Origin of the sequence: Pseudomonas sp. N2-3-1-14 (assembly GCF_041228395.1) — a bacterium.
Lineage (GTDB): Bacteria > Pseudomonadota > Gammaproteobacteria > Pseudomonadales > Pseudomonadaceae > Aquipseudomonas.
In genome coordinates this window covers 2245258-2270146 of record NZ_CP166199.1, presented here as the reverse complement: position 1 = coordinate 2270146, position 24889 = coordinate 2245258, and the positions used below count along the sequence as shown (strand labels likewise).

Below are 24889 nucleotides of genomic sequence, written 5' to 3'. Positions count from 1 at the left end.
GTCGACTGACACACCGTATTCGCGAGCAAGCCCGCTCCCACATTAGCTCCAGTGGTTTTCAGGCTCGGGCGAAGGCCACTGCGGCTTGAAACTGTTCATCCGTGGGCCGCACGCCGGTGTACAGCACAAATTGCTCCAACGCCTGGATCGCGATCACTTCGAGCCCGGTAATCACTCGCTTGCCTTTGGCCCGACCGCGCACGATCAGCGGCGTTTCGGCGGGAATCGCCACGACATCGAAGACGGTATCGGCGGCATCCACAGCTTCTGCTTCAAACGCCAGTTGATCCGCCTCTGCCCCACCGGTCATGCCGATCGGTGTCACGTTGACCAACATCTGCGGGCGCAAGTCACCCAGCTCTGCCTGCCATTTATACCCCAGGCTTTGGGCCAGGGCCCGACCGGCCGCTTCGTTACGCGCCACAATCACGCCATGGGCGTAACCACCGTCGCGCAAGGCACTCGCCACGGCTTTGGCCATTCCGCCGCTGCCGCGCAGGGCAAAGGTGGATTCCTTCGGTACCGCGTGCTTTTTCAGCAGTTGTTCGACGGCGATGTAGTCGGTGTTGTAGGCCTTGAGATGGCCGTCGGTGTTGACGATGGTGTTGAGGGAGGCGATGGCCTTGACCGAGTCGTCGAGCTCATCGACCAACGCAAGGCTGGCTTCCTTGAATGGCATGGAAACGCCGCAACCGCGAACGCCCAGTGCGCGTATACCGCCGATCGCGCCGGGTAAATCCTGGCTGCTGAAGGCCTTATAGTAGAAGTTCAGACCCAGCTGTTCATACAGATGGTTATGGAAACGCAAGCCAAAATTCCCGGGACGCGCCGACAATGACATGCACAGTTGGGTGTCCTTGTTGGGGTGCATCTGCATGGAAAACTCCTTTGAGTAAGCAATTGGGTACAGACCTTACACAACCTTTACCTATCGGCTGTGCTGTTTTTCAGAAATACGTTGTCTTAAAAGTATCCCCGCGACAATCCTTGAGTCTATTGATTGCAGACCACAAGCGCAGGGGCTAACCGAGGAATGACCATGATCCGTAAAATCCCCAAAATCGCCTTGCTTATCGGCGCACTCGCTATGGCAGGCCAAGCCTCCGCCCACGGTGGTGGTTGGGGTGGCCCGGCCGTATTGGGTGCTTTAGTCGGCGCAGCCGTTGTCGGCTCGGTGGTTGCCAGCCAATCCCAGCCGGTCTATGTGCAGCAACCGGTTTACGTTCAGCCGCAACCGGTGTATGCCGCGCCTCCTCCGGTCTACTACGCTCCGCCGCCACCGGTGTATGTGCAACAGCAGGTTTATTATCGCCCGGCGCCGGTTTATTACGGCCCACCACGCGGTTACTACGGCCCTCCCCATGGCTATTACGGCCGCGGCTGGTAACACGCAATTGACATCACAGGATCAGGCCCCGCTTACACGCGGGGCCTTTTTTTTGCCTCAAAGGTCCGGATTTACCCTGCAAAGGTCGCTGTGAGGACAATGCTCGAGGCGTAATCGCACATCATTATGGCTAATGTCTACTTGCTCGAACCTGGCTTGCGCTGTCATGTTTGTGTCACCAAGCCCTCTCACTATTGATTCTGTCCAGCCAATAACAATTAAGGACGACTGACCATGCCCACGCAAAACCCGCACCGCACCGCCGGCCTGTGCACGTCCAGCAAGGTCTACAGCGCACTCACAGAGCTCAAGCACCTTGAAGGCCATCGCAGCGCGAAGTTCCTGGCGTTGTTGGCGGAAAACCTGGTGCACAAAGGGCTGCTCAGTGAGCAGGAAGTGGTGATCATGCTCGATCAAGTGGTGGATTGACGTCTTGTGTTGATGACGACTATCGAGCCGGTTGATTTTTCCTTCGGCCCGCAGCGCCGTAAGGTGGCCTCCATAGCAATTGGAGGTCTCTATGCCCACTGTTCAGATCATGTCCGTTATCGGCAGCGCCGTTCCCGCCCCCCTTCGCAAGCTGGGGCTGCTGGCTTGCTGGTACCTGGTGCGCGATGGCGAGCCCATCAGCGGCCCGCTCACGTCGTTATCGGCCGCCGAAAAGCAGCTTCAACAGGCGTCGAGCTTCAGGCTGCACGCCTGAAGCTCGCCGTCTGTAACCGCTAAGGCAGCGGCAGCTTGACCCGCGGTTTGCTTTCGACAAACAGCGCCCAGCTCGACATAAACAACGCCGCCACCAGCGGCCCGATCACAAACCCGTTCAGGCCAAACACCGACAGCCCGCCCAGGGTCGAGATCAGGATCAGGTAATCCGGCATCTTGGTGTCCTTGCCCACCAGGATCGGGCGCAGCACGTTGTCCACCAAGCCGATCACGAAGACGCCGAACACCGCCAGCACCACGCCCTGCCAGATCGAACCGCTCAACAGGAAGTAGATGGCCACCGGGCCCCACACAATCCCCGCGCCCACGGCTGGCAGCAGCGACAGAAACGCCATCAACACCGCCCAGAGCAACGCGCTGGGGATATCCAGAAACCAGAAAATCAAACCGCCCAGCGCGCCTTGAGTGACGGCCACCAGCACGTTGCCTTTGACCGTGGCCCGCACCACGCGATTGAACTTGAGCTGCAAACGGCGCTTTTGCGGCTCGGCCAGCGGCACCGCCGTGCGCACTTTGCGCACCAGCTCCGGACCGTCGCGCAGCAGAAAAAACAGCAGATACAGCATGATGAAAAAGCTCACCAGGAAATCAAACGTGCCCTGGCCAAAGCTGAACGCCTGGGTCGCAAAGAACTGGCTGCCCTGCATCGCACTCTTAACGATCTTTTCGCGCAAGCCTTCCAGGTTGCCCATGCCAAAACGGTCCAGCAGGTGCTGGAAGTATGGCGGCAGGACGTTCTTGAATTGCTCGATGTACCCGGCCACATCCAACTTGCCGCTTTCGATATTTTTGTACAGGGTCGCGCCCTCTTGCACCAGCAGCACACTGGTAATGATCACCGGCAAAATCGCAATGATCAGGCACACCGTCAGCGTCGCCAGGGACGTCAGGTTGCGGTTCCAGCCGAACCGCTGTTGCAGGCGCCGCTGCATCGGGGCAAAGATAATGCCGAGGATCACCGCCCAGAACACCGCACCGTAGAACGGCAGCAATATCCAGATAAAAGCGATGGTCACCAGGGCCAGCAGCAACAGCAGGGTTTTGAATTGCAGGTTGGTTTGATTCATGTCCGGTCCATGTCAGAAAAGCCAAGGCCCCGTGCAGGCCCTGTTGCTTAGTCCGCTGCGAATGCTGGGAGTGCCATCGCTTATCGCACAAGCATAGACCGCATCACTCATTGCCCGGGAGCCTGCGCCTTTGCTTCACTCAACAGCGTCTGAATCATCTGCTCCTGAGCGTCCTAGCGGCCTTCGCCGAAGTGGCTGTGGGGATGCACCATTGGAATCCCCCGACGTATCGCGCCTATGTCGAAACCCACCTGCCGATACACCACGATACAAAATCAACAAAGGACGATCTGGATCAATAAATCCCAGATCAAGCTCCACTACCCTCGCGACCTTTTGCGACGCGAACCCATGCCATCTGTCATCGCCCCCGAACTGCTCGCCCCCGCCGGCACCCTGAAAAACATGCGCTACGCCTTCGCTTACGGCGCCGATGCGGTCTACGCCGGCCAGCCGCGTTACAGCCTGCGTGTGCGCAACAATGAATTCGACCACGCCAACCTGGCGCTCGGCATCCAGGAAGCCCACACGCAGGGCAAACGCTTCTACGTGGTGGTGAACATCGCGCCGCACAACGCCAAGCTGAAAACCTTCCTCAAGGACCTGGCCCCCGTGATCGGCATGGGCCCGGATGCGCTGATCATGTCCGACCCTGGGCTGATCATGCTGGTACGCCGGCATTTTCCGCAGATGCCCATTCATCTGTCGGTGCAGGCCAACACGGTGAACTGGGCCAGCGTCGAGTTCTGGCAGCAACAAGGCGTCAGCCGGGTGATTCTGTCGCGCGAGCTGTCACTGGAAGAGATCGACGAAATCCGCCAACACGTGCCGACCATGGAGCTGGAAGTGTTCGTGCACGGCGCCCTGTGCATGGCCTATTCCGGACGCTGCCTGCTGTCGGGCTACCTGAACAAGCGCGACGCTAACCAAGGCACCTGCACCAACGCGTGTCGCTGGAAGTATCAGGCCACGCCAGCGGTGGAAAACGCTACGGGCGACATCGTCCAAACGTGTCAGCCAACCCTGGGCATCGGCGCGCCCACCGATCAAGTGTTCCTGCTGCAGGAAGCCAATCGCCCGGATGAGCAAATGCCCGCGTTCGAGGATGAACACGGCACATACATCATGAACGCCAAGGACCTGCGCGCGGTGCAGCACGTGGAGCGCCTGACCCACATGGGCGTGCATTCGCTGAAGATTGAAGGCCGTACCAAATCGCACTTCTACTGCGCACGCACCACCCAGGTGTATCGCCAGGCCATCGACGATGCGGTGACCGGTCGCGCCTTTGACCGGCGGCTGATGACCGATTTGGAATCACTCGCCCAGCGCGGCTACACCGAAGGTTTCCTGCGCCGCCACGTGCATGACGAGTACCAGAATTACCAGCACGGCAGCTCGGTGTCGGAACGTCAGCAGTTTGTCGGGGAGTTGACCGGCGAGCGCCGTGGCGAGCTGGCCGAGGTCATGGTGAAGAACCGCTTTGCCGTGGGCAATCATCTGGAATTGATGACGCCCGCCGGGAATTTTCACTTCGACCTGGCCGTGCTGCACAACGCCAAGGGTGAAGCCATTGAGGTCGCGCCGGGCGACGGGCACACCGTGTACGTGCCGCTCCCGGCCGCAATGGACCTGCGTTTCGGCCTGCTGATGCGCGACCTCTAACGCGTCGCCACGCAGAATACGCATCTAGCGGCCTTTGGTGAACGTCGGATAACCATCGCCCTACGCTTGGCTGACGTCCCGGCACACGCCATCGATCACCGTGGCGGCGGCCCCGCGTGTGAGAGGTATATTCGTATGTACGTCAGTTAAACATAGGTTAAATCCATGAAAGATCAGATCCTGAACTGACCGACCAACTGCCCCAGGCGCTGGCCCAAATCCGCCAGGCTGCGAGAGGTCTGGGCGCCCAGTTGGGTTTCATCAGCCACACTGTCGACCGCCACGGCGATCTGATGCACGCTGCGGTTGATCTCTTCGGCCACGGCAGTTTGCTCTTCGGCGGCGCTGGCAATCTGCGCGTTCATCGAGTTGATGGTGCCGATCAGCTGCGCCATGGTGTCCAGTGAGGCGCCGGCCTGGTTGGCCTGGGCCGAGGTGCCGTCGCCGGCATCGCTGGAACGGCGCATCGCGTCCACGGCGGCTTCGGTACCTTTTTGCAGGCGGTCGATCATGCCCTGGATTTCCTGGGTGCTGGTTTGAGTGCGGCTGGCCAACGCTCGCACTTCATCGGCGACCACCGCAAAACCACGCCCGGCCTCGCCTGCCCGCGCGGCTTCGATGGCGGCGTTGAGTGCCAGCAGGTTGGTCTGTTCGGCGATCGAACGGATCACGCCCAGCACGCTGACAATCGACGAAACGTCCTGTTGCAAGCTGTCGAGCGACACACCACTGCTGCGAATGTCATTCACCAGCGCATGAATCTGCGCGATGCTGCCGTCCACCACGCGCTTGGCGGCCTGGCCCTCGGCGTCGGTCTGTTGCGCGGCGACGGCGGCGCCCTGAGCGCTGCGCGCAACTTCATGGGCGGCGGAGGACATCTGATTAATGGCGGTGGCCACTTGGTCCGTTTCGTGACGCTGGCGCTCCATCGCGGTTTCCGAGCGCTGGGCTTGCTCGGACACCTGCCCGACCAACCCGGTGAGTTGCGAGGTCATCTCGGTGATCTGGCGCACCAGGCCGTGGATCTTGTCGACAAAGCGGTTGAACGCACCCGCCAGATCGCCCAGTTCATCCTGGCTGGTGATGGCCAGGCGGCGGGTCAAGTCGCCCTCGCCCGCCGCGATATCGTCGAGGTTGGCTTTCATCAAGTTCAACGGCCGCAGGATGGTATTGGCGGTCACCATGCCCACGGCGGCAATCACCAGCAACACCACCACGGCCACACCGAGGATGCTCAGCAACACGCCTTCCATGCGTTTCTCAACCTTGGCCTCAACCACGGCCACCTGGGCTTCGATACCGTCGAGGTTGACCGAGGTGCCAATCACCATGTCCCACTTGGGCAGGTATTCGGTGTAGCCAAGCTTGGGCACCAACTCGGTCTGCCCCGGCTGGGTCGAGCTGTATTGCAGGTAGTGGGTGCCGTCCTTGCCGACCTTGACCAGGTCGCGGTTGACGTAGACGCCGTTGGGGTCGCGGTTGTCCTTGAAGCTTTTGCCCACGCCGTCGGGGCTGTTGCCCTTGAACAGGCGGATGGTCTCGGAGTCGTAGCCGAAGAAGTAGCCGTCCTTGCCGTAGCGGGTGTTGGACAGCAACTTGACCACCTCGGCCCGCGCGGCGGTGTCGCCAGGGGCGGCGGCGTCGTAGAGCGGTTTGATGGTGGTCATGGCCACCTCGACATAACTTTGCAGGGTGGCCTTGGCGTCGCTGAGCAGGCGCTGGCGGGTTTCATCCACCTCGTTGTGTGCCTGGCCCTGGAGGATCCACACGGTGGTCAGGCTGATGACCACGGCAAACAGCAACACCGGCACTACGGCGAGGGACAGGACTTTGGCCTTCAGACTCAGACGCATGGCTTTTCTCTCTTATTAGTGGCGACCTGGAGAGGCTATCGGCCAATTGCAACGGATCTGTAGGCCACTGGAAACCCGTGGCGCGGGAGGTGTTTCAAATCATCAAAGGGTCATCGCAGCGAGCCAGCCGAATGCCAGCAACGGGATGTTGTAGTGCAGGAACGTCGGCACCACGGTGTCCCAGATATGGTGGTGCTGGCCGTCGATGTTCAGGCCGGAAGTCGGGCCGAGGGTCGAGTCCGAAGCCGGCGAGCCCGCATCGCCCAGTGCGCCTGCGGTGCCGACGATGCACACAATTGCCAACGGGCTGAAGCCCAGTTGCACACACAGCGGCACAAAAATCGCGGCGAGGATCGGCACCGTGGAAAACGACGAGCCGATGCCCATGGTCACCAGCAGCCCCACCAGCAACATCAGCAACGCGCCCACTCCACGGCTATGGCCGATGAAGGCCGCCGAGGTTTCTACCAGCGAACGCACGTCACCCGTGGCCTTGAGTACTTCGGCAAACCCCGAGGAGGCGATCATGATGAAGCCGATCATGGCCATCATCTTCATGCCTTCGGTGAACAGGTCGTCGGTTTCGCGCCAGCGCACGATGCCCGACACCGAAAAGATCAGGAACCCGGCCAGGGCGCCAATGATCATCGAGTCCAGCCACAGCTGAATGATGAACGCCGAGGCAATCGCCAGCCCGGCCACCAGCAGGGTCAGCGGGTTGTACTGCACAGCCACTTGCTCGACGCGCTCGATTTTTTCCAGGTCGTACACGCGCTTTTTGCGATAGCTGACAAACACTGCCACCAGCAGGCCAACCACCATGCCCAGCGCCGGCAACCCCATGGCGTGGGTGACGTTGACCTGGCTGATGTCGACGCCGCTCTTGGCCACGTTGGCCAGCAGGATCTGGTTGAGGAAGATGTTGCCGAAGCCCACCGGCAGGAACATATACGGCGTGATCAGGCCGAAGGTCATCACACAGGCGATCAGGCGGCGGTCCAATTGCAGCTTGGTCAGCACGTACAACAACGGCGGCACCAGCAGCGGAATAAACGCGATGTGGATTGGCAGGATGTTCTGCGAAGCAATCGCCACGACCCACAACAGACCGATCAGCAACCATTTGACGTGGCTGCCGCCGCTGGCTTCCTGACGATCGACCAGCATCAGCGCCTTGTCTGCCAGTGCATGGGCCAGGCCGGACTTGGCAATCGCCACCGCGAAAGCGCCGAGCAAGGCGTAGGACAACGCCACGGTCGCCCCGCCGCCCAAGCCGCCATTGAAGGCCTTGAGCGTGGCTTCGATGCCCAGGCCACCGGTCAAGCCACCCACCAGGGCGCCGACGATGATGGCGATGACCACATGCACGCGGGACAAGCTGAGCACCAGCATGGTGCCGACCGCGGCGATGACTGCGTTAATCATGGTTACCTCAAGACAGAAACATAAAAACAGGCATGCCCGCACCCGGGCGGCCATGGGGTTGGCTGCCAGCGTGCAGGCTTTAGGAGGTCTTATTAGAGGGCGCGCACTTTGCAGCAGGCGGGCGCGCATGTCAAAAAACGGCGTCGTTTTCAGCGCTCAATTGAACGTTTAAATAATAAAGAAGCATCAAAAGCGGCCGATACAGAGGCTCTCTGTATTTTCAGGTTAAGGATGCTCCTCGATGTTCCTCAGACAGCTGTCCATTCAATGGAAAATCACCCTGCTCGCCGGCCTGTGCCTGCTGGGGATCGTGACCCTGCTGGTGGGTCTGTCGCTGTATCGCATGGAGCACAGCTCGCAGCAGGTCAAAGCCTCGAGCATGCAGATGCTCGACGAGTCCGCCCAGGCGCGCATCGAGGCCCAGGGTGAAGTGCAGGCGCTGGGCATTCGCCAGCAATTCATGGACGCCTACCAGTACGGCCATGGTTTTGCCCGTCAGGTATTGTTTTTGCGCGAACAGGCGGAAAAACGCTTCCTCGACGCCTTCGACACCCGCGAAGACTTGACCCGCCAGGTCAAGGCCGCGCTGCAGGCCAACCCGGACCTGCTCGGGTTGTCGCTGGTGTTTGAAGCCAATGCGCTGGACGGCAAGGATGAGCTGTTCGCCAATCAGGCGGAACTGGGCAGCAATGACAAAGGCCGTTTTGCCCTGTACTGGTCGCAACCGACGCCAGGCAAATTGACCTCCATGTCACTGCCCGAAAGCGACATGTCCGACACCAGCGTCGGCCCCAGCGGCGAGAAAGCCAACGCCTGGTTCACCTGCCCGCGCACCACCCTGAAACCTTGCGTGATCGAGCCGTACTTTTATGTGATCGACGGGCAAAACGTGCTGATGACCAGCATCGTGTTTCCGCTGATGGTCAACGGCAAAGTCATCGCCTCGCTGTCGGTGGACATCAACCTCAACAGCCTGCAGGCCGTGAGCCAGCAGGCCAGCCAGAAGCTGTATGACGGCCAGACGCAAGTCAGCATCCTCAGCCCCACCGGTTTGCTCGCCGGCTACAGCCCGGATGCGAGCAAACTCAGCCAGCGCCTGGATAAAGTCGACACGGCCAGCGGCGCGCAATTGATCAACGCGCTGGCGGCCAGTACGCAAATCCGCAGCGTGCGCAACAACCATCAACTCAAGGTATTGGCGCCGTTCGCACCGATTCCCGGCGGCAAGCCATGGGGGGTGTTGCTGGATGTGCCGGAAAAAGTCCTGGTGGGCCCCGCCGAAGCGCTCAAGGCGCAACTGGATGCCGATAACACTCGCGGCACCCTGCTGGAACTGAGCCTGGGCCTGCTCGCCGCCGTGGTCGGCTTGATTCTGGTGTGGCTGATGGCGCGCAGCGTGACCCGGCCGATCCTTGGCGTGGCGCGCATGCTGGAAGACATCGCCAGCGGCGAAGGCGACCTGACCCGTCGCCTGGCCTACGACAAGCAGGATGAACTGGGCCAACTGGCCGGCTGGTTCAACCGCTTCCTCGACAAACTGCAACCGATCATTGCCCAGGTCAAACGCTCAGTGCAGGACGCCCGCGGCACGGCCGACCAGTCCGCCGCAATTGCCACTGAGACCAGCGCCGGAATGGAACAGCAATACCGCCAGGTGGATCAGGTGGCCACCGCCTCCCACGAAATGAGCGCCACCGCCCAGGACGTGGCCCGCAGCGCCGCCCAAGCCGCACAAGCCGCGCGCGACGCCGACCAGGCCACCCGCGAGGGCTTGACCGTGATCGACCGCACCACCACCAACATCGGGCACCTGGCGGCGGACATGAGCACCGCCATGGCTCAGGTCGAAGGCTTGGCGGCCAATAGCGAGAAAATCGGTTCGGTGCTGGAAGTGATTCGAGGCATTGCCGAGCAAACCAACCTGCTGGCACTCAACGCCGCCATCGAAGCCGCCCGCGCGGGTGAGGCCGGCCGTGGATTTGCCGTGGTTGCCGACGAAGTACGCAACCTGGCACGGCGCACCCAGGAATCGGTGGAAGAAACCCGTGTGGTGATCGAACTGCTGCAAAACGGCACCACCGATGTGGTCGGCTCCATGGGCAACAGCTATCGCCAGGCCCAGGGCAGTGTCGAGCAGGTCGGCCAGGCGGTCACCGCGCTGCGCCAGATTGGCGAGGCAGTCACGGTGATCAGCGACATGAACCTGCAAATCGCCAGCGCCGCCGAAGAGCAAAGCGCGGTGGCCGAGGAGATCAACAGCAACGTGGCGACGATCCGGGACGTGACCGAGTCGCTGTCGGAGCAGGCAAATGAATCGGCGCGAGTGAGCCAAGCGCTGAACAGCCTGGCGAATCAGCAGCAGGGGTTGATGGATCAGTTTCGGGTGTGAGTGAGTTGCACAGATTCTGACCCTTGAGCAGGTCCAATGTGGGAGCGGGCTTGCTCGCGAATGCAGTGTGTCAGTTGCCGAATTTGTCGGCTGACACTCCGCATTCGCGAGCAAGCCCGCTCCCACATTTTATATTTTGTGGTCTATCAGGCCTGGCGTTTGGGCAATTCGATCAGCACCCTCAAGCCACCCAGCTCACTCTCCTGCAACTGCAACACCCCGCCCCACACCTCGACGATATCCCGCACAATCCCCAGCCCCAGGCCATGGCCGTCGATCTGCTCATCCAGGCGCGTGCCCCGGCTGAACACTTGGTCGCGCTGACTCTGCGGAATGCCCGGCCCGTCATCTTCAACGGCCAGCAAATAGCTGTGCGGCGTTTCGCTGATGCTCAAGCGTATTTCCGCATCCGCCCATTTGCAGGCGTTGTCCAGCAGGTTGCCGAGCAGTTCCAGCAGGTCTTCGCGGTCCCAGGGCAATTGCAGGCCGGGCGTGACGTGGTAACTCAAGTCCAGGTGTTCACCGTGGATCATGTTCAATGTGGCGAGCAGGCCCGGCAGCTCCTTTTCGCAGTCGAACAAGGCACCCGGCAAGGTTTCACCGGCAAGGCGTGCGCGATTGAGTTCGCGATTCAGGCGTTGCTGCACTTGCTCCAGCTGTTCGCGCAAGAGCTTGCCCAGTTCGGGATGGGCCTTGAGCTGTTCACTGGAAGCCACGCTTAAAAGCACGGCCAACGGTGTTTTCAGCGCATGCCCCAAGTTGCCCAACGCGTTGCGCGAGCGCTTGAGGCTGTCTTCGGTGTGAGCCAGCAGGTGGTTGATCTGCGCCACCAGTGGTTCCAGTTCCAGCGGCACTTGAGTGTCGAGCTGTGAGCGCTGGCCTTGTTGCAGTTGAGCGATCTGTTCGCGGGCGGTTTCCAGCGGGCGCAAGGCGCGGCGCACCGTGACCCGTTGCAGGACCAGCACCAGCAGCAATGCCGCAAGGCCCATCACCAGGCCGATCTGACGCATCAGACGGAAACTTTCCCGCACTGGCGTGTAGTCCTGGGCCACGCTGATGGAAATCGACTGGCCAAAACGCTTGTAGTCCGCGCGCAACACCAGCAGTTGCTGGCCTTCCGGGCCCAGCTGCAGGTTGCCCTTGAGCCCGGCTTCCGGCAGCCGGGGCAACTCCTGGTCCCACAACGAACGGGAACGCCAGTGAGTGTCGGCGAAATCGATACGGAAATAATGCCCGGAAAACGGCCGCTGATAGGCCGGCGACAAACGTTGTTCATCCAGTTGCACACCGTTCGGCCCGCGCACCAGCGCCACCAGCAGGTTTTCGCTGTCGTTGCGCAAGCCCGCTTCCAGGTAGCGCTGCAAGCCGGCCTCGAACAACCACAGGCTGGTTTGCGCCAATACCACGCCGACAACCACCATCACGCTGATCAGCCCCAGGCTCAGGCGCCGCTGAATCGACCTCATGCAGGGCTGGCGCCAAAGCGGTAACCCTGGCCGCGCCGGGTCTCAATCACGCTACGGCCCAGCTTGCGACGCAGGTGGTTGACGTGAACTTCCAGCACGTTGGAGTCGCGCTCGGTCTCGCCGTCATAAAGATGCTCGGCCAAGTGGCTTTTCGACAGGATCTGTTCCGGGTGCAGCATGAAGTAGCGCAGCAGGCGGAATTCGGCGGCGGTCAGCTGGATTTCTTCGCCGTCGCGCAGTACACACTGGCGGCCTTCATCCAGGTGCAACCCGGCGGCTTGCAAGGTGGGCTGGTTGGCGTGGCCATGGGAGCGGCGCAACAACGCCTGGACACGCAAGTGCAGTTCTTCGGGGTGAAAGGGTTTGCTCAGGTAATCGTCGGCACCGGCCTTGAGCCCCTCGATGCGTTCGGCCCAGGAGTCGCGGGCGGTGAGAACCAGCACTGGCGTGGCCAGGGCGGCTGCGCGCCATTGCGCCAACACGTCCAACCCCGGCAGGCCGGGCAAGCCCAGGTCGAGAATGATCAGGTCATAGGGTTCGCTGCGGCCCTGATAGGCGGCATCGCGACCATCGGCCAGCCAATCGACGGCATAGCCCTGGCGCTGCAGGCCGGCCAGCAGTTCATCGGCCAAGGGAACGTTGTCTTCCACCAGAAGCAGGCGCATCAGTCGTCTTCCTTATCTTTGAGCAGCACGCCGGTGGTGGCATCCAGCTTGATCTCGCGCACCACGCCTTCGGTGGTCACCAGCTCCACTTCATAGGCATATTGGCCGTGTTTTTTTTCAAGCTCGGCTTCCAGCAACCGGGAGCCGGGGTAGCGCGACATGGCCTGTTGCAACAGTTGCTCCAGCGGCAGGATCACGCCCTGCTGGCGCAGTGCCAAGGCTTCATCCTGGTTGAGGTCGCGGGCCGCCAGGCTGGAACAAAAAGCCAGGAGCACCAGCACCATCAAACCGCTGGCGCGTCGATATACCTTCATTACGTTTCCTGATGATTCTTGAGCACGTGCCCGCTGAGCGCGTCCAATTCGACTTCCCACTCGATGCCGTCGGCATCTTCCAGTTCGACTTGGTACAAGTACTTGCCGTAGGCCTCGTCCAGGTCGGTGTCCAGCAGGGTCGAACCCGGGTGCAGTGCCAGGGCCGTGGCTTCCAGCTGATCAAAGGCGACAATTGTAACAGTGCCGGGCACTGTCAGTGGCTTGTCAGGGTCCACTGCCCGGGCCTGCGCCGAGGTGCAGGCGATGATACCGGCGGCGACCAGCGCTGTGAGGCGCTTCATGGCAAATCTCCGTTTCAGGATGTTTTTCCTACGCAGGCCAACGTACCCGCTGCAACTTAACTGAAACTGAATTGCCACCATGGCATTTTTCAATCGTCCTCTTTACCCATCACCCGCGAGTTTTCCTATACTGCCCCGCTCGCTTGAAAAGAGACTGGTATGACAGCCATCCACATCAAATTTCCCGCGTTGACGCTCAAGGCCGGTAAACGCGCCTTTGCGCGCATTCGCGAACAAGGCCTCAAACCTGCGGATGTCGGTATCCTGCCCGGCGCGGCCGGCGGCCCCAAGGCACTGGGCATTCAGGGCCTGGACCTGGCCTTGTTCGGCGACTGGCTGCCGCGCGCGCCACGCGAGCGTGCGCTGATCGGCGCCTCCATCGGCTCCTGGCGGTTTGCCAGCGCCTGCCTGCCCGACCCGGTGCAAGGCCTGCTCGACCTCGGCCGCCTGTACAACGAACAACGCTTTGCCAAGGGCGTGACCATGGCCGAGGTCAGCCGCAGCTGCCAGCGCATGCTCGATGACCTGCTCGCAGGCCGCGACGCGCGGGTGCTGGACAACCCCGACTATCGCCTGAACATCATGGTGGTCAAAAGCCACGGCCTGCTCGCCGATGACCATCGCGGTCGGCTCGGTCTGGGCCTGTCGTCGGTCATTGCCGACAACCTGCGCGGCCGTGCGCGGCTGGCGCGGCACTTCGAACGGCTGATCATCCACGACCCGCGCCAGGCGCCGCCGGTGCATCCGCTGAAGGACTTCCCGTCGCGCTTCCTCGACCTGGACCTGCGCAACTTGCGCCAGGCACTGCTGGCGTCCGGCTCGATCCCCATGGTGATGCAAGGCGTACGCGACCTGCCCGGCGCGGGCGCCGGCACTTACCGCGATGGCGGCCTGCTCGACTATCACCTCGACCTGCCCTACCACGGCGATGACATCGTGCTGTATCCGCACTTCACCGACCGGGTCATCCCCGGCTGGTTCGACAAGGGCCTGCCGTGGCGGCGCAGTAATCAACAGGGTTTGCAGGATGTGTTGCTGCTGGCCCCGTCCAGGGACTACCTCGCCCGCCTGCCCCACGGCAAACTGCCGGACCGCAGCGACTTCAAGCGCTTCATGGGCGATGACCCGAGCCGCAACAAGTACTGGCAAACCGCGATGAGCGAGAGCCGACGGTTAGGCGATGAGTTCCTCGACCTGGCGGATAACGGCACATTGGGCGAGCACTTGCTGGCGCTATGACCAAGCGGTATGCGCGGCGAAGGATCAAGCTGTTAAACTCGCCGCCTGCCAGATACCTGACCGAGCTGAAAATACTGTGGAAATCTTCAAAGAGTTTACCTTCGAGTCCGCCCACCGCCTGCCCCACGTACCGGACGGCCATAAATGCGGGCGCCTGCATGGGCATTCGTTCAAGGTGGCGATCCACCTGAGCGGCGACCTCGATCCGCATACCGGCTGGATTCGCGACTTCTCGGAGATCAAGGCGATTTTCAAGCCGCTCTATGAACGCCTCGACCACAACTACCTCAATGACATCCCAGGCCTGGAAAACCCAACCAGCGAGGTGCTGGCCAAATGGATCTGGAATGAGCTCAAACCTTTGCTGCCGGAACTCAGCGCGATTCGCATCCATGAGACCTGCACCAGCGGCTGCATCTACCGCGGCGAGTAAGCCCACGCGGTGAAAAAAACCACCCTTGCGGTGGTTTTTTTATGCGCCGGCCGCCGTCCCCGGCCGATGCCGGAGGGCTGTGCTACGCGGTTCGAGATTGGCCGCGCACACGGCTTGCGAGCTTGGAAACCGTCGCGCCATAGCGCATGGCTCGCGCCGCGTGTCCACGACCAAGCCACGGCGCAAGATGCTGATCCAATTTGTATCACCGCTGCACCGCTTTCGTGCCTGACTGGGCACAAAGACCACTGTTCCCTGCGATTCTCCCCAATATGGCTATAAATACTGTGCACGGTGCACAGCATCTTCCGTGCGCCTGTCACTTCTGCCGATTTGGCACGCGCGGTGCAACAGGCCTGCGTCACTCATTCAGGGAGCAGGGCCATGACTCAGCAAGAACCAGGCAACGATTACCCCCTCAGCGAAGTGCCGATGCATGCGCGCAAGGGCCTGGCGTCCACCGCCATGGTGCTGCTGGGGTTCACGTTTTTCACCGCGACCATGTTTGCCGGCGGCAAGCTGGGCGTAGCCTTCAGTTTTACCGACATGCTTGGCGTTGTGGCCCTCGGTAACCTGTTGCTGGGCATTTACGCCGCGGGCCTGGGTTACATCGCGTTCAAGAGTGGCTTGAATTCAGTGTTGATGGGCCGCTTCTGCTTTGGCGAGGTCGGCAGCAAGCTCAGCGACTTGATCCTCGGCTTCACCCAGATCGGCTGGTACGCCTGGGGCACGGCCACCGCCGCCGTGGTGTTGGGCAAGTATTTCGAGCTGAGCCAGGGCAGCGTATTGGGCCTGATGGTGCTGTTCGGCATGGTGTTCTGCGCCACGGCGTACGTGGGATATCGCGGGCTGGAGGTGCTGTCCTACATCGCGGTGCCGGCCATGGGCATCTTGCTGTTTCTGTCGATGTGGGTCGCCACGATAAAAGTCGGCGGGCTGGACGGCCTGCTGGCAGTCGTGCCGACGGGCGAGCTGGATTTGTCCACCGCGATCACGCTGGTGTTCGGCACCTTTGTCAGCGGCGCGACCCAGGCCACCAACTGGACGCGGTTTTCCCGTTCAGCCAAGGTCGCGGTGCTGGCCAGCCTGATCGGTTTTTTTATCGGCAATGGTTTGATGGTACTGATCGGGGCCTATGGCGCCATCGTCTATCAGCAGCCAGACGTGGTGGAAGTGTTGTTGCTGCAAGGCTTCGCCATGGCGGCCATGGCCATGTTGCTGCTCAATATCTGGAGCACCCAGGACAACACCATTTACAACTTTGCCGTCGCCGGCTGCAACTTGCTGCGGACCCGCCGCCGCAAGACCGTGACCCTGGCCGGGGCGGTCATCGGCACCCTGCTGGCGCTGCTCGGCATGTACGACATGCTGGTGCCCTACCTGATTTTGCTGGGCACGGTGATCCCACCGATTGGCGGCGTGATAATGGCAGACTTCTTTTATCGCTATCGCGGCCAGTACCCGCGTCTGGCCGAGACGCGCCTGCCGGCATTCAATTGGCCTGGGCTGGTGGCGTACGCGGTGGGCACGGTGCTGGCGTTCCACTCGCCGTGGGTGGCGCCACTGGTGGGGATTGTCGCCGCGTCGCTGACCTACATCGTGCTGACCGCCGTGCTGCGTGTGCGTGCCCCGCTGGCTGATGCCCCGGCATGAGCCTTACCGTCGCTGATGTACTGGCCCTGCCCGGCCTTGAATCGATGCGCCTGCGCGCAGGTGACAGCGGCCTGGATAACGCGGTGCGCTGGCCGTATGTCGCGGAAAACAGCGGGATTGCCGAGTGGGTGCTGGGCGGCGAGCTGGTGTTCGTCACCGGCATCAATCACCCACGCGATGAACCCAACCTCCTGCGCTTGCTGGAGGAAGCGTGCCAGCGTCAGGTTGCCGGTTTGGTGATTCTCACAGGGCCGGCCTATATTCAGGCGATCCCCCAGCGCCTGTTGGACGCCGCCGAAACGGCCGGGATGCCGCTGATCGAGCAGCCTTACTCGCTGAAAATGGTGCTGGTGACCCAAGCGATTGGTTCGGCGCTGATCCAGTCCGAGCAACTGGGCCGTTCGCGACACGACGTGCTGGAACGCTTGCTCGCCGGTGATTATCAGTCCCTTGAAGTGTTGCTGCATCGGGCCGCGCAACTGGGCATGTCGCTGGCCGGGCATTGGCAGATTGTCCAGTTGCAACTGGAGGGTGGCGAGGCATTATTTGCCCAGGGTGATACCGCGCAGGCAGAAGCGCAGTTGGCCCGGCAGCACGACGGTATCGCCCGTCGATTGCGCCAGTTCTCGGCGCAGCATCATGCCGCGTTGCCGATAGTGGGCAGGGCTGGGCACTGGACATTGCTGCTGCCGGCCACCGATGCCGTGCAAGCGTTGGCCAATCGCCAACAATTGGCTGCCTGGCTTAACCCCTTGAACCTGCGGCTGGCCCCTTTGAAACTGTTTATCGGCCTCAGCGCCGCTGCACACCCACCCGCGCGCCTGGCTCAGGCGCAGGATGAAGCACGCCAGGCATTGGCGGCGGCGCGGCGCTTCAGCGACCGCGCCGGGCTTTGTGTGTATGACGAACTGGGCGTGTTGAAACTGCTCAGTGGCGTGCGTGATCGCGCCCTGCTCGACCAGTTTCTCAATGAACGCCTGGGCCCGTTGTTGCGCCACGACCGCCACCATGGCCCCTGCCTGATGCCGACCCTGGAAGCCTGGTTTCACGAGAATGGTAACCTTGTGGCCGCCGCGCAGCGCCTGGCCCTGCACCGCAACACGGTGACGCACCGCGTCCAGCGTATCGAAGCCCTGAGCGGGCTGACGCTGGGCAACTCATATGACCGCCTGGACATCGGAATTGCCCTGATGATCTGGCGGCTGACTGCCTGATTGTCTTTAGCCAAGAGGAACTTGCCCATGCATATCATCAACGCCCGCCTGCGCAACCGTGAAGGCCTGCATGATCTGCACCTGGAACACGGCCGGATCGCCAGCATCACTTCGCAAACCGAGGCACCTGCTTTAGGCGCCGGCGATTTGGACGCCGCCGGCAACCTGGTCATACCGCCTTTTGTTGAACCGCACATTCACCTCGACGCCACCCTTACGGCTGGTGAACCGCGCTGGAACATGAGCGGTACGCTGTTCGAAGGCATCGAGTGCTGGGGCGAGCGTAAAGCCACGATCACCCAGGAAGACACCAAGACTCGCGCCAAGAAAACCATCCAGACCCTGGCCGCCCACGGCATTCAGCATGTCCGCACCCACGTCGACGTCACTGACCCCGAGCTCACGGCACTCAAAGCCATGCTTGAGGTACGCGAAGACAGCTCGCACCTGATCGACCTGCAAATCGTCGCCTTCCCCCAGGAAGGCATCGAGTCCTACCGCAATGGCCGCGAGTTGATGGAGGAAGCCATTCGCCTGGGCGCCGACGTGGTCGGCGGCATTCCCCACTTTGAATACACCCGCGACCAAGGCGTGAGCTCGGTGAAATTCCTCATGGACCTGGCCGAACGCACGGGTTGCCTGGTGGACGTGCACTGCGACGAAACCGATGACCCTCACTCGCGCTTTCTCGAAGTGCTGGCCGAAGAAGCCCGCAGCCGCGACATGGGTGCACGCGTTACCGCCAGCCACACCACGGCGATGGGCTCCTATGACAATGCGTATTGCGCCAAACTGTTTCGCCTGCTGGGGCACTCAGGCATCAGCTTCGTGTCCTGCCCCACCGAAAGCATTCACCTGCAAGGCCGCTTCGACAGCTTCCCGAAACGCCGCGGCGTGACCCGCGTCAACGAACTGCTCGAAGCCGGCATGAACGTGTGCTTTGGCCAGGACTCGATCGTCGACCCCTGGTACCCCCTGGGCAACGGCAACATCCTGCGGGTCCTGGAAGCCGGTTTGCACATTTGCCATATGCTCGGCTACCGCAATCTGCAAAGTGCCCTGGACCTGGTCACCGACAACAGTGCCAAGGCCATGGCCCTGGGCGAGCGTTATGGCCTGGAGCCCGGGCGCCCGGCCAACTTGCTGATCTTGTCGGCAAACAGCGACTACGAAGTTATTCGCAGCCAGGGCCTGCCGCTGTACTCAATCCGCAATGGCAAAGTTCTGATGAAACGGCAACCGGCGCAGGTGGAGTTTTTGTAAACGGTGTGGCTACACAATGGAGTCGAGGTCGAGCGGATGCACCTTGCCTGAACCGTCATGAATCGGCGCAGGAATACTGGCAACTTGCGCCAGCTCACGGTTTTCACGGTGGCTGAACCAACGCTTCAGGCTGGGTTGCAGGTGCGCGCGATTGGCGTGACTGCCATACACGTCGCGCGCGTCCAGGCGCCGCCAGCGCAAAGACTCCAACCGTTGGCGACTGGTGCGCAACCGGTCAATTTCTGCGTTCAACGCCTGGCTATGTTCGTGCCCATAGCCACGCTGGTTTGTGGGGCGGCGACGGTCAAGCTCACGGTTCTTGTCGCGTAACTGCGCAGTCATGCTCTCAAGCGCATGGTCGAGCAACTCAAACTCTCTGTGCGTGACCAGAGGCCCTTGGCTATCCACGGTTTGTTGCCAGCGACGCAATGTGGCCCAGGCCGCAGGGATGTAGCTGGCCGTCATGAAGTGCTGGCTGGCCTGAAACAGTTGTTTCAGCACGTTGGCGCGGCTGGGCATATCGCCTTGAAGCTGCAAGGCATGGTTACAACCGGCCTGCAGGATGGACTCGCAACCAGGCTTCCATAACACCGAAGAATGCGTGCCATCGGCCAGCTTGATCGGCATGAAGTGCTGCTGTTCACCGTGATGCTGATAGGGATTGCCACCCACACGCACCAGGCCGGCGGCAAACAGAAGCCCACCCGGACCGGGTGCGCTGAACAATGCCACCGCGCCTGGAACCCAGAGTTTTGCGGTGGTGTTCATCCACGTGGCCGGCACGCTGGGCACCGGGTCGTTGTGGTTGACGATGCGATGGTGGACCAGGGCTGACGCGCCTTCGGTGAACTCGGCGTCGGCGGCGCGGGGTGCGCCATAGGTGTAGAGGAGAATGTTGTAGCGAGTGTCGGGGATTCGTCGCAATCCTTCTGCCAGGAGCAAGGCGATGGCGCCGCCGAGGCTGTGGCCGCAGATTACGATGCGTTGGCCATCGTAAAACTGGTCGAGGTAATGCAGCACGAAACTACGCATTGCTCGATAAGCAAGGTAGAACCCTTCGTGAGCCTGACCGACACCTTCGGCAAAATCCACCTGATGGGCGTTTGCATCCCGCAAGATATCGGCACCACTGACAGTACCTCTTACTGAGATCAGAACCACCTCATCGTGGTGTGTGATGAAGGCTTGAGTGTCGGTACCATATTTCTCATCGTTAAAAAAATGCAGGCTCTCAGGGTGTTCCTGCTCGCCCTCCAACCCCAGACGGTTTTGTGGATACTGCCCAGGATCGAACGGAATGATCTCGAAACGTCTAGAGTAGGGAACCTCTTCATACATCGGATAGAAACGCTGTACTTGTGCGGGATCAACTCGCCAGGCGTTCTCAAAGACCGACAGTTTTTCAGCAAACAGATTTCCAATGCTTGGATCCAACGGAAAACACACTTCATCGACCGGCTTATTCGGTGGTTGCTGGCCAAAATCGCAGTAACTCAAGGCAGACATCAGAGCGAGCTGATACAGGTTCAAAGCACAGAAGTTGTCTTCGATAGACAGCATGGGACGCAGGGCCCGTAAAGGTCTGACTTCAAGCACGGTGTTTTGATTGGGGAATAACACAACACCTGACAAAGTCGGTAGGGGCGGACCGAACCCGAGGTCGGCCATCATTTTCAAAGCATGACGTTCAGGCCGATTAGTTCTGGAAGTCAACGGAGGAAGATGGGCAACATGGCGGACCAGGTCCCGTACTTCAACCTGATAAAACCGGTCAGCTCGGGACTGCGCCGGATTGACTTCAATACGTTGACCATCGCTGGTAGAAAACCGGGTCTTTTCGGCACGGATTTGAAGTTCGGTTATAGGAAGTTGGTACGCAACGCGCGTTCGCAATTGGTGATATGGCGTTTCCGCTCCAGCATACAAATCATCAAACCTGAGAACCACTGGACCACAGTAAAAGCCTTGTAACTTTGCGAACCCCTCTGCATTTAACCTACCGTCGTACTGCCGCCCTGCAGTGTCGTAAATGCTGTATCGAAGTCCCCCATAGGCTTTTCCACTTCCAGTTTCGTCTACCAGGCAAATGCTCGCCCAATGTCCTTTCAATGCGCAAGCAGGCATGTTGCCGCTGAAAAATGGCTGCTTCCATGCTTCCTGTTTCATGAGTCCACTCCTTGTTAACTGCACGTTGGGTAGACATCACATAGACGTCCATCCGGCATTTTTATAGGTTTGAAATCTGTGACATTGCTGTCGCAGGCGGCAATCTGATCGTCAAAACTTTTACCTTTGCAACGCTTCCATCCGCCTGGAACCTCTATCCATCTGCGGTCAAAAGCGGGTAATTCGTCATCGGTAACAATCAGTACCAATCGAAGTTTTTTCCCTTCCAGTTGATCGCGTTGCGCACCACCACCAGCCTTCGTTTCCTGCGGCAGCCCCATTTTGTCCAACGAATTGCACTGCAGAATTTTTCTGATTGCATGCAGAGGGCCCACCGTCCGGAAATACCACCTGCATTGCCCTTGAAACTCCTGAACCCCAGCCTCAGGCATCTTAGGAAAATGTGCAGGTAAGCGATCTTGAATAGCGATACTCGCGGTGTCACCGCCTATGTCCGAATCTCGCTTTCCCCACTTCGCATAAAAACCAAACTGAACGCTGTGCAACACTGAACGACACCCCTCGATGGTTTCACTCAGCGGCAGCTCATAACTCACACGGCTGGCCACAGGTTTGAAGTCAGCAAAAAAGACCTTTCGTTCTGGTCGGTTGCCGCGACGTGTCGGCAGCGTGCAGGTCTCGCCCGAGGCTGGACTGTAATTAGCGGCAGTTTTAAGTTCAAACTCCGCAGGCAAATCCACCTCCAACGTAAAGTGATTGACCGGCCCCACCGCACACCCCGAAAGCCACACCGCACCAAGCCCGACCAATGCACCACGCAGGCGCTTATTCATGCTTGCCTCCCAACCTGCGCCACTGCGCGGACACTCGTTCGAAGTGGTCTCCAGGCGTTTCTGCGTGCAGTGGCTGCCACTGAATCACGCAGGTTCGCGTTGCCTCTTCCAACCTGCGCACTACCAGGAATTCAAGCTGTTGCGGCTCACGCCATTGCCACGCACGGGCCTGTTCCAATACCTGGGATAACCAGATTCGAGGGTCCTGGAATTCAACCAGCGCGGCGAGGTCTTCGCTGTGCTCGGTCAGCAGGTAGCGCAGGACATTGGCGTGCAGGATGGCCGCCGTATGGGGGTTGGGGGTGTTGAGCCAGGGTGCCGCAACTGGCACCGGATACTCACCGGGGGCCGGATTATCGCTGTGGTGCCACTGGCCCTCGTGCCAGTAGCACACGCTGATCAGCGGGCCGAGGAACACTGGCCAGTGCTCACTCGGCAGATGAGCCAACACGCGAGCCAGCGTTCGGTTGTCGTGAAAGCGATACAACGCCTGGCCACCCTCGAGCCCTACCAGCATGCGCTCGCGCCAATGTCGGACCACACCGGCCAGGTCGTCGTCGGGCAGGCTTGCCAACCAACCCCAGTCGGCCTGCGGGTGCTGCAGCAGGTCGAACAGCGCAGGCTCACTTGCCTGATCCAATAGCAGAATCACCGGACCAACCGCTGCCAGTTCGGCCACGGCGCTCTCACCGTAAAGACTGCAATACTGCGACAGATGACGGGCCGCCAGCAGCGGCTGGCGTGCATCATGGTTGCCGTCAAGGATCAGACACAGTCGGCGGCCCGCTTGTTGCTGTTGGGCCATCCAGCGGCCAGGCATGCTCTGCATCAAGCAGCCCTCCGCTTGATGTCGCACTGGCCTTCGCGGCATTGCTCGCACACAGGACAAAAATCTGCCCCCAACTGCCGGGCCAACCCCATGACGACGCCTTGTGCGACCGCCATTTTCGGCCTGGCTGTTGCTGAAAAGGCGCTCGCGGATGAATTCGGGGGTGGCGAGCCGCCGACGGTAATGGGTTTGCTGGTGAAAATACCGCCGGCCTGAACCAGCACATACTCGCCCCCGGCCCTGAGGCTCAGTTGCGCGCCCGCATCGATGACCAGGCTGGCGCCTGCCTTGAGATGGATCTGTTGCCCGGCTTCAATGACCAGCAAACGCCCTACCCGTGTCTGACTGTCGCCCTGCACGTCCAGGTGATCATGCGCTTTGAGCTCGACATTGCGATCACCCTCGATATGACGACGCTCGCCGCTTTGCAGGTGAGCCGTGCTCAGTCCCCGGATGATTTCGTGGCGCTCTCCGACGACCTCCAAGCGGCTGTCGTGACCCACTCGCTGCTCCAGATCACGCTGGGCGCGCAGGTAGATGAGCTCCTCGCCACGGCGATCTTCAAGGTGCAGTTCGTTGGCTCCACCGCCGCCTGGCGAACTGCGGCTGCGCAAGACACTGCGGGTGCCGTGCTGCGGCAAAGGATAGGTCGGCATGTGCAGCGCATTGGGCAGGCAGCCGTTGATCAATGGCCGGTCGGGGTCGCCCTCCAGGAAGGTCACCAGCACCTCCATGCCCACGCGCGGAATCATCATTGCGCCAAAGCCATCCCCCGCCCAACCGGACGCTACCCGTACCCAGCAGCTGCTTTTGTCATCGGCGTTTTCCAGGCGATCCCAATGAAACCGTACCTTCACCCGGCCATAGGCATCGCAGTACACCTCCTCGCCCGCCGGCCCTGTCACCGTGGCGGTCTGGCTGCCATTGATGGTCGGCTTCGGGTGCTTCAGGCGCGGCCGATAAGGCGCGCGCCAGGGTGTTGCGGTGAACCGGTTGCGGTAGCCCTGAAATACGTCCGTCTCAACCAGCGCTTCCTCAAGTACCTGGGGTTGATAACCCTCATGACGCACTGACGTGATCAACCAAAGATCGTTGCAGGCCGGATCGGGGTGATCGCGCAGTTCGAGGAAATGGCCGCAGCTCAAGGCAGCTTGTTCACTGCGGCCCAGCGCGTGATGCCGGTCGCTTTGATGGCGTTCCAGGCTTCGACGCGCCAATTGTTTGCCCCGTGCACGGTCACCGAAGCCGCCAGGGTAGCGATAATCCTCCAAAGGTTGCGCCGAGGCAGCGCCTGCCGTGTCGTGCAGGCGCAACAACGGGTGCTCGAAATCATGATCGCGACGAGCCGTATGCCGAGTGCGAGTTTCCAGACGAACCTCGAAACCCTGGATCATCCCCGATTCGTCGACGTGGTCACGCACTGGACAATAGCGCTGCACAGGCAAGCGCCGAAACACCGTCTGGTCGTCCCCAAACACCAGCACGTGATTGTTGGTGCTGTGGCGAAAATGGTAGTGAATGCCCTCTTCCTCACACAGGCGCTGAATGAAGTGCAGGTCGGTTTCGGCGTACTGCACGCAGAACGTGCGTGGCGGATAGACCACCGGGCCGAGTTCGAAGCAATAGGCGTCGGCAAGGATGCCGTGATGCTCGAGCACCGCAGCGATGATCTGCGGCACGCTGCGCTGCTGGAAAATCCGCTGGTCACGCCGGTGGGCCAGGCATGCCAGCCGGGGAGCCAGGGTGAGGTGATAACGGGTCAGCCGCGCGCCCGGATCATCGCGGCCGATGGCGTGGATTTGCCCGTGCAGTCCTGCGTCCGCCGCGCCGAAGTCAAGATAGGCAGGCTGATGGAGCAGCGCCTCAAGGTCCAGCGAGGCGTTTTCACTGACGAGCTGCAGTTGAATGAAATAAGGCTGGTCAATAACTTCATTGCCTTTAAAAGCGAGCACTTGAAAGTCGCTGGCAACCTCTGGAAGTATCAATTTGAAACGTGACGACATTAACGCACTCACCATCCGTAGTTACCCATCATCAAAGCG

Annotated in this window: 22 protein-coding genes and 2 pseudogenes; 11 read left to right on the top strand and 13 right to left on the bottom strand. The window is 60.8% G+C overall.

Features of this window, described 5'->3' with window-relative positions; all coding sequences use genetic code 11:
• Positions 1-58 precede the first annotated feature (58 nt).
• Complete coding sequence (locus tag AB5I78_RS10620; protein ID WP_369303340.1) at positions 59-877, bottom strand: shikimate 5-dehydrogenase; 819 nt, start codon at positions 875-877, stop codon at positions 59-61.
• Positions 878-1033: 156 nt separating this feature from the next.
• On the opposite strand from AB5I78_RS10620, the gene AB5I78_RS10615 reads away from it, so the two are divergent.
• The 3 genes from AB5I78_RS10615 (at position 1034) to AB5I78_RS10605 (ending at position 2090) form a co-directional block, all read left to right on the top strand.
• Entirely contained in the window at positions 1034-1387 is a 354-nt protein-coding gene (locus AB5I78_RS10615) for a hypothetical protein (protein WP_053255424.1), read from the top strand.
• Positions 1388-1621: 234 nt separating this feature from the next.
• Complete coding sequence (locus tag AB5I78_RS10610) at positions 1622-1816, top strand: hypothetical protein (RefSeq protein WP_145163363.1); 195 nt, start codon at positions 1622-1624, stop codon at positions 1814-1816.
• 91 nt (positions 1817-1907) lie between these two features.
• Positions 1908-2090 carry a hypothetical protein gene (locus AB5I78_RS10605; RefSeq protein ID WP_106580093.1) on the top strand — a complete coding sequence of 61 codons (183 nt, stop codon included), beginning with the start codon at positions 1908-1910 and terminating at the stop codon, positions 2088-2090.
• 19 nt (positions 2091-2109) lie between these two features.
• Here AB5I78_RS10605 and AB5I78_RS10600 read toward each other — a convergent pair whose 3' ends face one another.
• The gene (locus tag AB5I78_RS10600; RefSeq protein ID WP_106580092.1) at positions 2110-3177 is read right to left on the bottom strand and encodes an AI-2E family transporter; all 1068 of its coding nucleotides are present in this window, start codon (positions 3175-3177) and stop codon (positions 2110-2112) included.
• 351 nt (positions 3178-3528) lie between these two features.
• Here AB5I78_RS10600 and yegQ point away from each other — a divergent pair, with 351 nt between their 5' ends.
• Entirely contained in the window at positions 3529-4842 is a 1314-nt protein-coding gene (gene yegQ / locus AB5I78_RS10595; protein WP_369303339.1) for a tRNA 5-hydroxyuridine modification protein YegQ, read from the top strand.
• A gap of 173 nt (positions 4843-5015) precedes the next feature.
• On the opposite strand, the gene AB5I78_RS10590 is transcribed toward yegQ, so the two are convergent.
• The 3 genes and pseudogenes from AB5I78_RS10590 to AB5I78_RS10580 all read right to left on the bottom strand — a co-directional run bounded on the left by AB5I78_RS10590 (position 5016) and on the right by AB5I78_RS10580 (position 8117).
• Positions 5016-5771 (bottom strand): methyl-accepting chemotaxis protein, encoded by a 756-nt coding sequence (locus AB5I78_RS10590; protein ID WP_370004746.1) that lies wholly within the window; start codon positions 5769-5771, stop codon positions 5016-5018.
• Positions 5772-5873: 102 nt separating this feature from the next.
• Positions 5874-6695 (bottom strand): annotated as a pseudogene (locus tag AB5I78_RS10585) (cache domain-containing protein); the annotation flags it as partial.
• Between the two features lie 102 nt (positions 6696-6797).
• Positions 6798-8117 carry a Na+/H+ antiporter family protein gene (locus tag AB5I78_RS10580; protein ID WP_178119720.1) on the bottom strand — a complete coding sequence of 440 codons (1320 nt, stop codon included), beginning with the start codon at positions 8115-8117 and terminating at the stop codon, positions 6798-6800.
• Positions 8118-8361: 244 nt separating this feature from the next.
• Between AB5I78_RS10580 and AB5I78_RS10575 the strand changes: the two are divergent.
• Positions 8362-9651: pseudogene (locus AB5I78_RS10575) on the top strand (HAMP domain-containing protein); the annotation flags it as partial.
• 102 nt (positions 9652-9753) lie between these two features.
• Positions 9754-10509, top strand: a complete 756-nt coding sequence (locus tag AB5I78_RS10570; protein ID WP_370004744.1) for a methyl-accepting chemotaxis protein — start codon at positions 9754-9756, stop codon at positions 10507-10509.
• 146 nt (positions 10510-10655) lie between these two features.
• Here AB5I78_RS10570 and AB5I78_RS10565 read toward each other — a convergent pair whose 3' ends face one another.
• Genes AB5I78_RS10565 through AB5I78_RS10550 form a run of 4 tightly spaced genes read right to left on the bottom strand, consistent with a single transcriptional unit; the run spans position 10656 to position 13256 of the window.
• Positions 10656-11975, bottom strand: a complete 1320-nt coding sequence (locus tag AB5I78_RS10565) for a sensor histidine kinase (RefSeq protein WP_369303336.1) — start codon at positions 11973-11975, stop codon at positions 10656-10658.
• A complete protein-coding gene (locus tag AB5I78_RS10560; protein ID WP_106580083.1) occupies positions 11972-12640 on the bottom strand; it encodes a response regulator transcription factor in 669 nt (222 codons plus the stop codon). Before AB5I78_RS10560 ends, AB5I78_RS10565 begins: the two co-directional genes overlap by 4 nt.
• On the bottom strand, positions 12640-12954 hold the full coding sequence (locus tag AB5I78_RS10555) for a PepSY domain-containing protein (RefSeq protein WP_145163348.1): 315 nt from the start codon (positions 12952-12954) through the stop codon (positions 12640-12642). Before AB5I78_RS10555 ends, AB5I78_RS10560 begins: the two co-directional genes overlap by 1 nt.
• Entirely contained in the window at positions 12954-13256 is a 303-nt protein-coding gene (locus tag AB5I78_RS10550; protein ID WP_145163346.1) for a PepSY domain-containing protein, read from the bottom strand. The genes AB5I78_RS10555 and AB5I78_RS10550 overlap by 1 nt, the downstream gene beginning before the upstream one ends.
• A 159-nt stretch (positions 13257-13415) precedes the next feature.
• On the opposite strand from AB5I78_RS10550, the gene AB5I78_RS10545 reads away from it, so the two are divergent.
• The 5 genes from AB5I78_RS10545 (at position 13416) to codA (ending at position 19058) form a co-directional block, all read left to right on the top strand.
• A complete protein-coding gene (locus AB5I78_RS10545) occupies positions 13416-14495 on the top strand; it encodes a patatin-like phospholipase family protein (protein ID WP_145163344.1) in 1080 nt (359 codons plus the stop codon).
• A 76-nt stretch (positions 14496-14571) separates the two neighbouring features.
• Positions 14572-14928, top strand: a complete 357-nt coding sequence (queD, locus tag AB5I78_RS10540; protein ID WP_003173033.1) for a 6-carboxytetrahydropterin synthase QueD — start codon at positions 14572-14574, stop codon at positions 14926-14928.
• A gap of 384 nt (positions 14929-15312) precedes the next feature.
• Positions 15313-16581 carry a cytosine permease gene (codB, locus tag AB5I78_RS10535; protein WP_242201511.1) on the top strand — a complete coding sequence of 423 codons (1269 nt, stop codon included), beginning with the start codon at positions 15313-15315 and terminating at the stop codon, positions 16579-16581.
• On the top strand, positions 16578-17795 hold the full coding sequence (locus AB5I78_RS10530; RefSeq protein ID WP_369303335.1) for a PucR family transcriptional regulator: 1218 nt from the start codon (positions 16578-16580) through the stop codon (positions 17793-17795). The genes codB and AB5I78_RS10530 overlap by 4 nt, the downstream gene beginning before the upstream one ends.
• A 27-nt stretch (positions 17796-17822) precedes the next feature.
• A complete protein-coding gene (gene codA / locus AB5I78_RS10525) occupies positions 17823-19058 on the top strand; it encodes a cytosine deaminase (RefSeq protein ID WP_145163338.1) in 1236 nt (411 codons plus the stop codon).
• Positions 19059-19067: 9 nt separating this feature from the next.
• Here the strand turns inward: codA and AB5I78_RS10520 are convergent, their stop codons facing one another.
• The 4 genes from AB5I78_RS10520 to AB5I78_RS10505 are packed head-to-tail and all read right to left on the bottom strand — an operon-like array spanning position 19068 to position 24865.
• The gene (locus AB5I78_RS10520; RefSeq protein ID WP_369303334.1) at positions 19068-21224 is read right to left on the bottom strand and encodes a lipase family protein; all 2157 of its coding nucleotides are present in this window, start codon (positions 21222-21224) and stop codon (positions 19068-19070) included.
• A gap of 14 nt (positions 21225-21238) precedes the next feature.
• The gene (locus tag AB5I78_RS10515) at positions 21239-22018 is read right to left on the bottom strand and encodes a hypothetical protein (protein WP_262206265.1); all 780 of its coding nucleotides are present in this window, start codon (positions 22016-22018) and stop codon (positions 21239-21241) included.
• On the bottom strand, positions 22011-22847 hold the full coding sequence (locus AB5I78_RS10510) for a DUF4123 domain-containing protein (protein WP_369303333.1): 837 nt from the start codon (positions 22845-22847) through the stop codon (positions 22011-22013). The genes AB5I78_RS10515 and AB5I78_RS10510 overlap by 8 nt, the downstream gene beginning before the upstream one ends.
• A complete protein-coding gene (locus tag AB5I78_RS10505) occupies positions 22847-24865 on the bottom strand; it encodes a type VI secretion system tip protein VgrG (protein ID WP_369303332.1) in 2019 nt (672 codons plus the stop codon). Before AB5I78_RS10505 ends, AB5I78_RS10510 begins: the two co-directional genes overlap by 1 nt.
• Between the last annotated feature and the right edge of the window lie 24 nt (positions 24866-24889).

Coding starts and splice junctions, on each gene's coding strand:
- AB5I78_RS10510 (WP_369303333.1), bottom strand. CDS start 22,847: ATGCAGAGCATGCCTGGCCGCTGGATGGCCCAACAGCAACAAGCGGGC.
- AB5I78_RS10520 (WP_369303334.1), bottom strand. CDS start 21,224: ATGAAACAGGAAGCATGGAAGCAGCCATTTTTCAGCGGCAACATGCCT.
- yegQ (WP_369303339.1), top strand. CDS start 3,529: ATGCCATCTGTCATCGCCCCCGAACTGCTCGCCCCCGCCGGCACCCTG.
- AB5I78_RS10515 (WP_262206265.1), bottom strand. CDS start 22,018: ATGAATAAGCGCCTGCGTGGTGCATTGGTCGGGCTTGGTGCGGTGTGG.
- AB5I78_RS10615 (WP_053255424.1), top strand. CDS start 1,034: ATGACCATGATCCGTAAAATCCCCAAAATCGCCTTGCTTATCGGCGCA.
- AB5I78_RS10565 (WP_369303336.1), bottom strand. CDS start 11,975: ATGAGGTCGATTCAGCGGCGCCTGAGCCTGGGGCTGATCAGCGTGATG.
- AB5I78_RS10530 (WP_369303335.1), top strand. CDS start 16,578: ATGAGCCTTACCGTCGCTGATGTACTGGCCCTGCCCGGCCTTGAATCG.
- AB5I78_RS10605 (WP_106580093.1), top strand. CDS start 1,908: ATGCCCACTGTTCAGATCATGTCCGTTATCGGCAGCGCCGTTCCCGCC.
- AB5I78_RS10570 (WP_370004744.1), top strand. CDS start 9,754: ATGGAACAGCAATACCGCCAGGTGGATCAGGTGGCCACCGCCTCCCAC.
- AB5I78_RS10545 (WP_145163344.1), top strand. CDS start 13,416: ATGACAGCCATCCACATCAAATTTCCCGCGTTGACGCTCAAGGCCGGT.
- AB5I78_RS10505 (WP_369303332.1), bottom strand. CDS start 24,865: ATGGTGAGTGCGTTAATGTCGTCACGTTTCAAATTGATACTTCCAGAG.
- AB5I78_RS10560 (WP_106580083.1), bottom strand. CDS start 12,640: ATGCGCCTGCTTCTGGTGGAAGACAACGTTCCCTTGGCCGATGAACTG.
- AB5I78_RS10550 (WP_145163346.1), bottom strand. CDS start 13,256: ATGAAGCGCCTCACAGCGCTGGTCGCCGCCGGTATCATCGCCTGCACC.
- AB5I78_RS10555 (WP_145163348.1), bottom strand. CDS start 12,954: ATGAAGGTATATCGACGCGCCAGCGGTTTGATGGTGCTGGTGCTCCTG.
- AB5I78_RS10620 (WP_369303340.1), bottom strand. CDS start 877: ATGCAGATGCACCCCAACAAGGACACCCAACTGTGCATGTCATTGTCG.
- codB (WP_242201511.1), top strand. CDS start 15,313: ATGACTCAGCAAGAACCAGGCAACGATTACCCCCTCAGCGAAGTGCCG.
- AB5I78_RS10600 (WP_106580092.1), bottom strand. CDS start 3,177: ATGAATCAAACCAACCTGCAATTCAAAACCCTGCTGTTGCTGCTGGCC.
- AB5I78_RS10590 (WP_370004746.1), bottom strand. CDS start 5,771: ATGGAGCGCCAGCGTCACGAAACGGACCAAGTGGCCACCGCCATTAAT.
- codA (WP_145163338.1), top strand. CDS start 17,823: ATGCATATCATCAACGCCCGCCTGCGCAACCGTGAAGGCCTGCATGAT.
- AB5I78_RS10610 (WP_145163363.1), top strand. CDS start 1,622: ATGCCCACGCAAAACCCGCACCGCACCGCCGGCCTGTGCACGTCCAGC.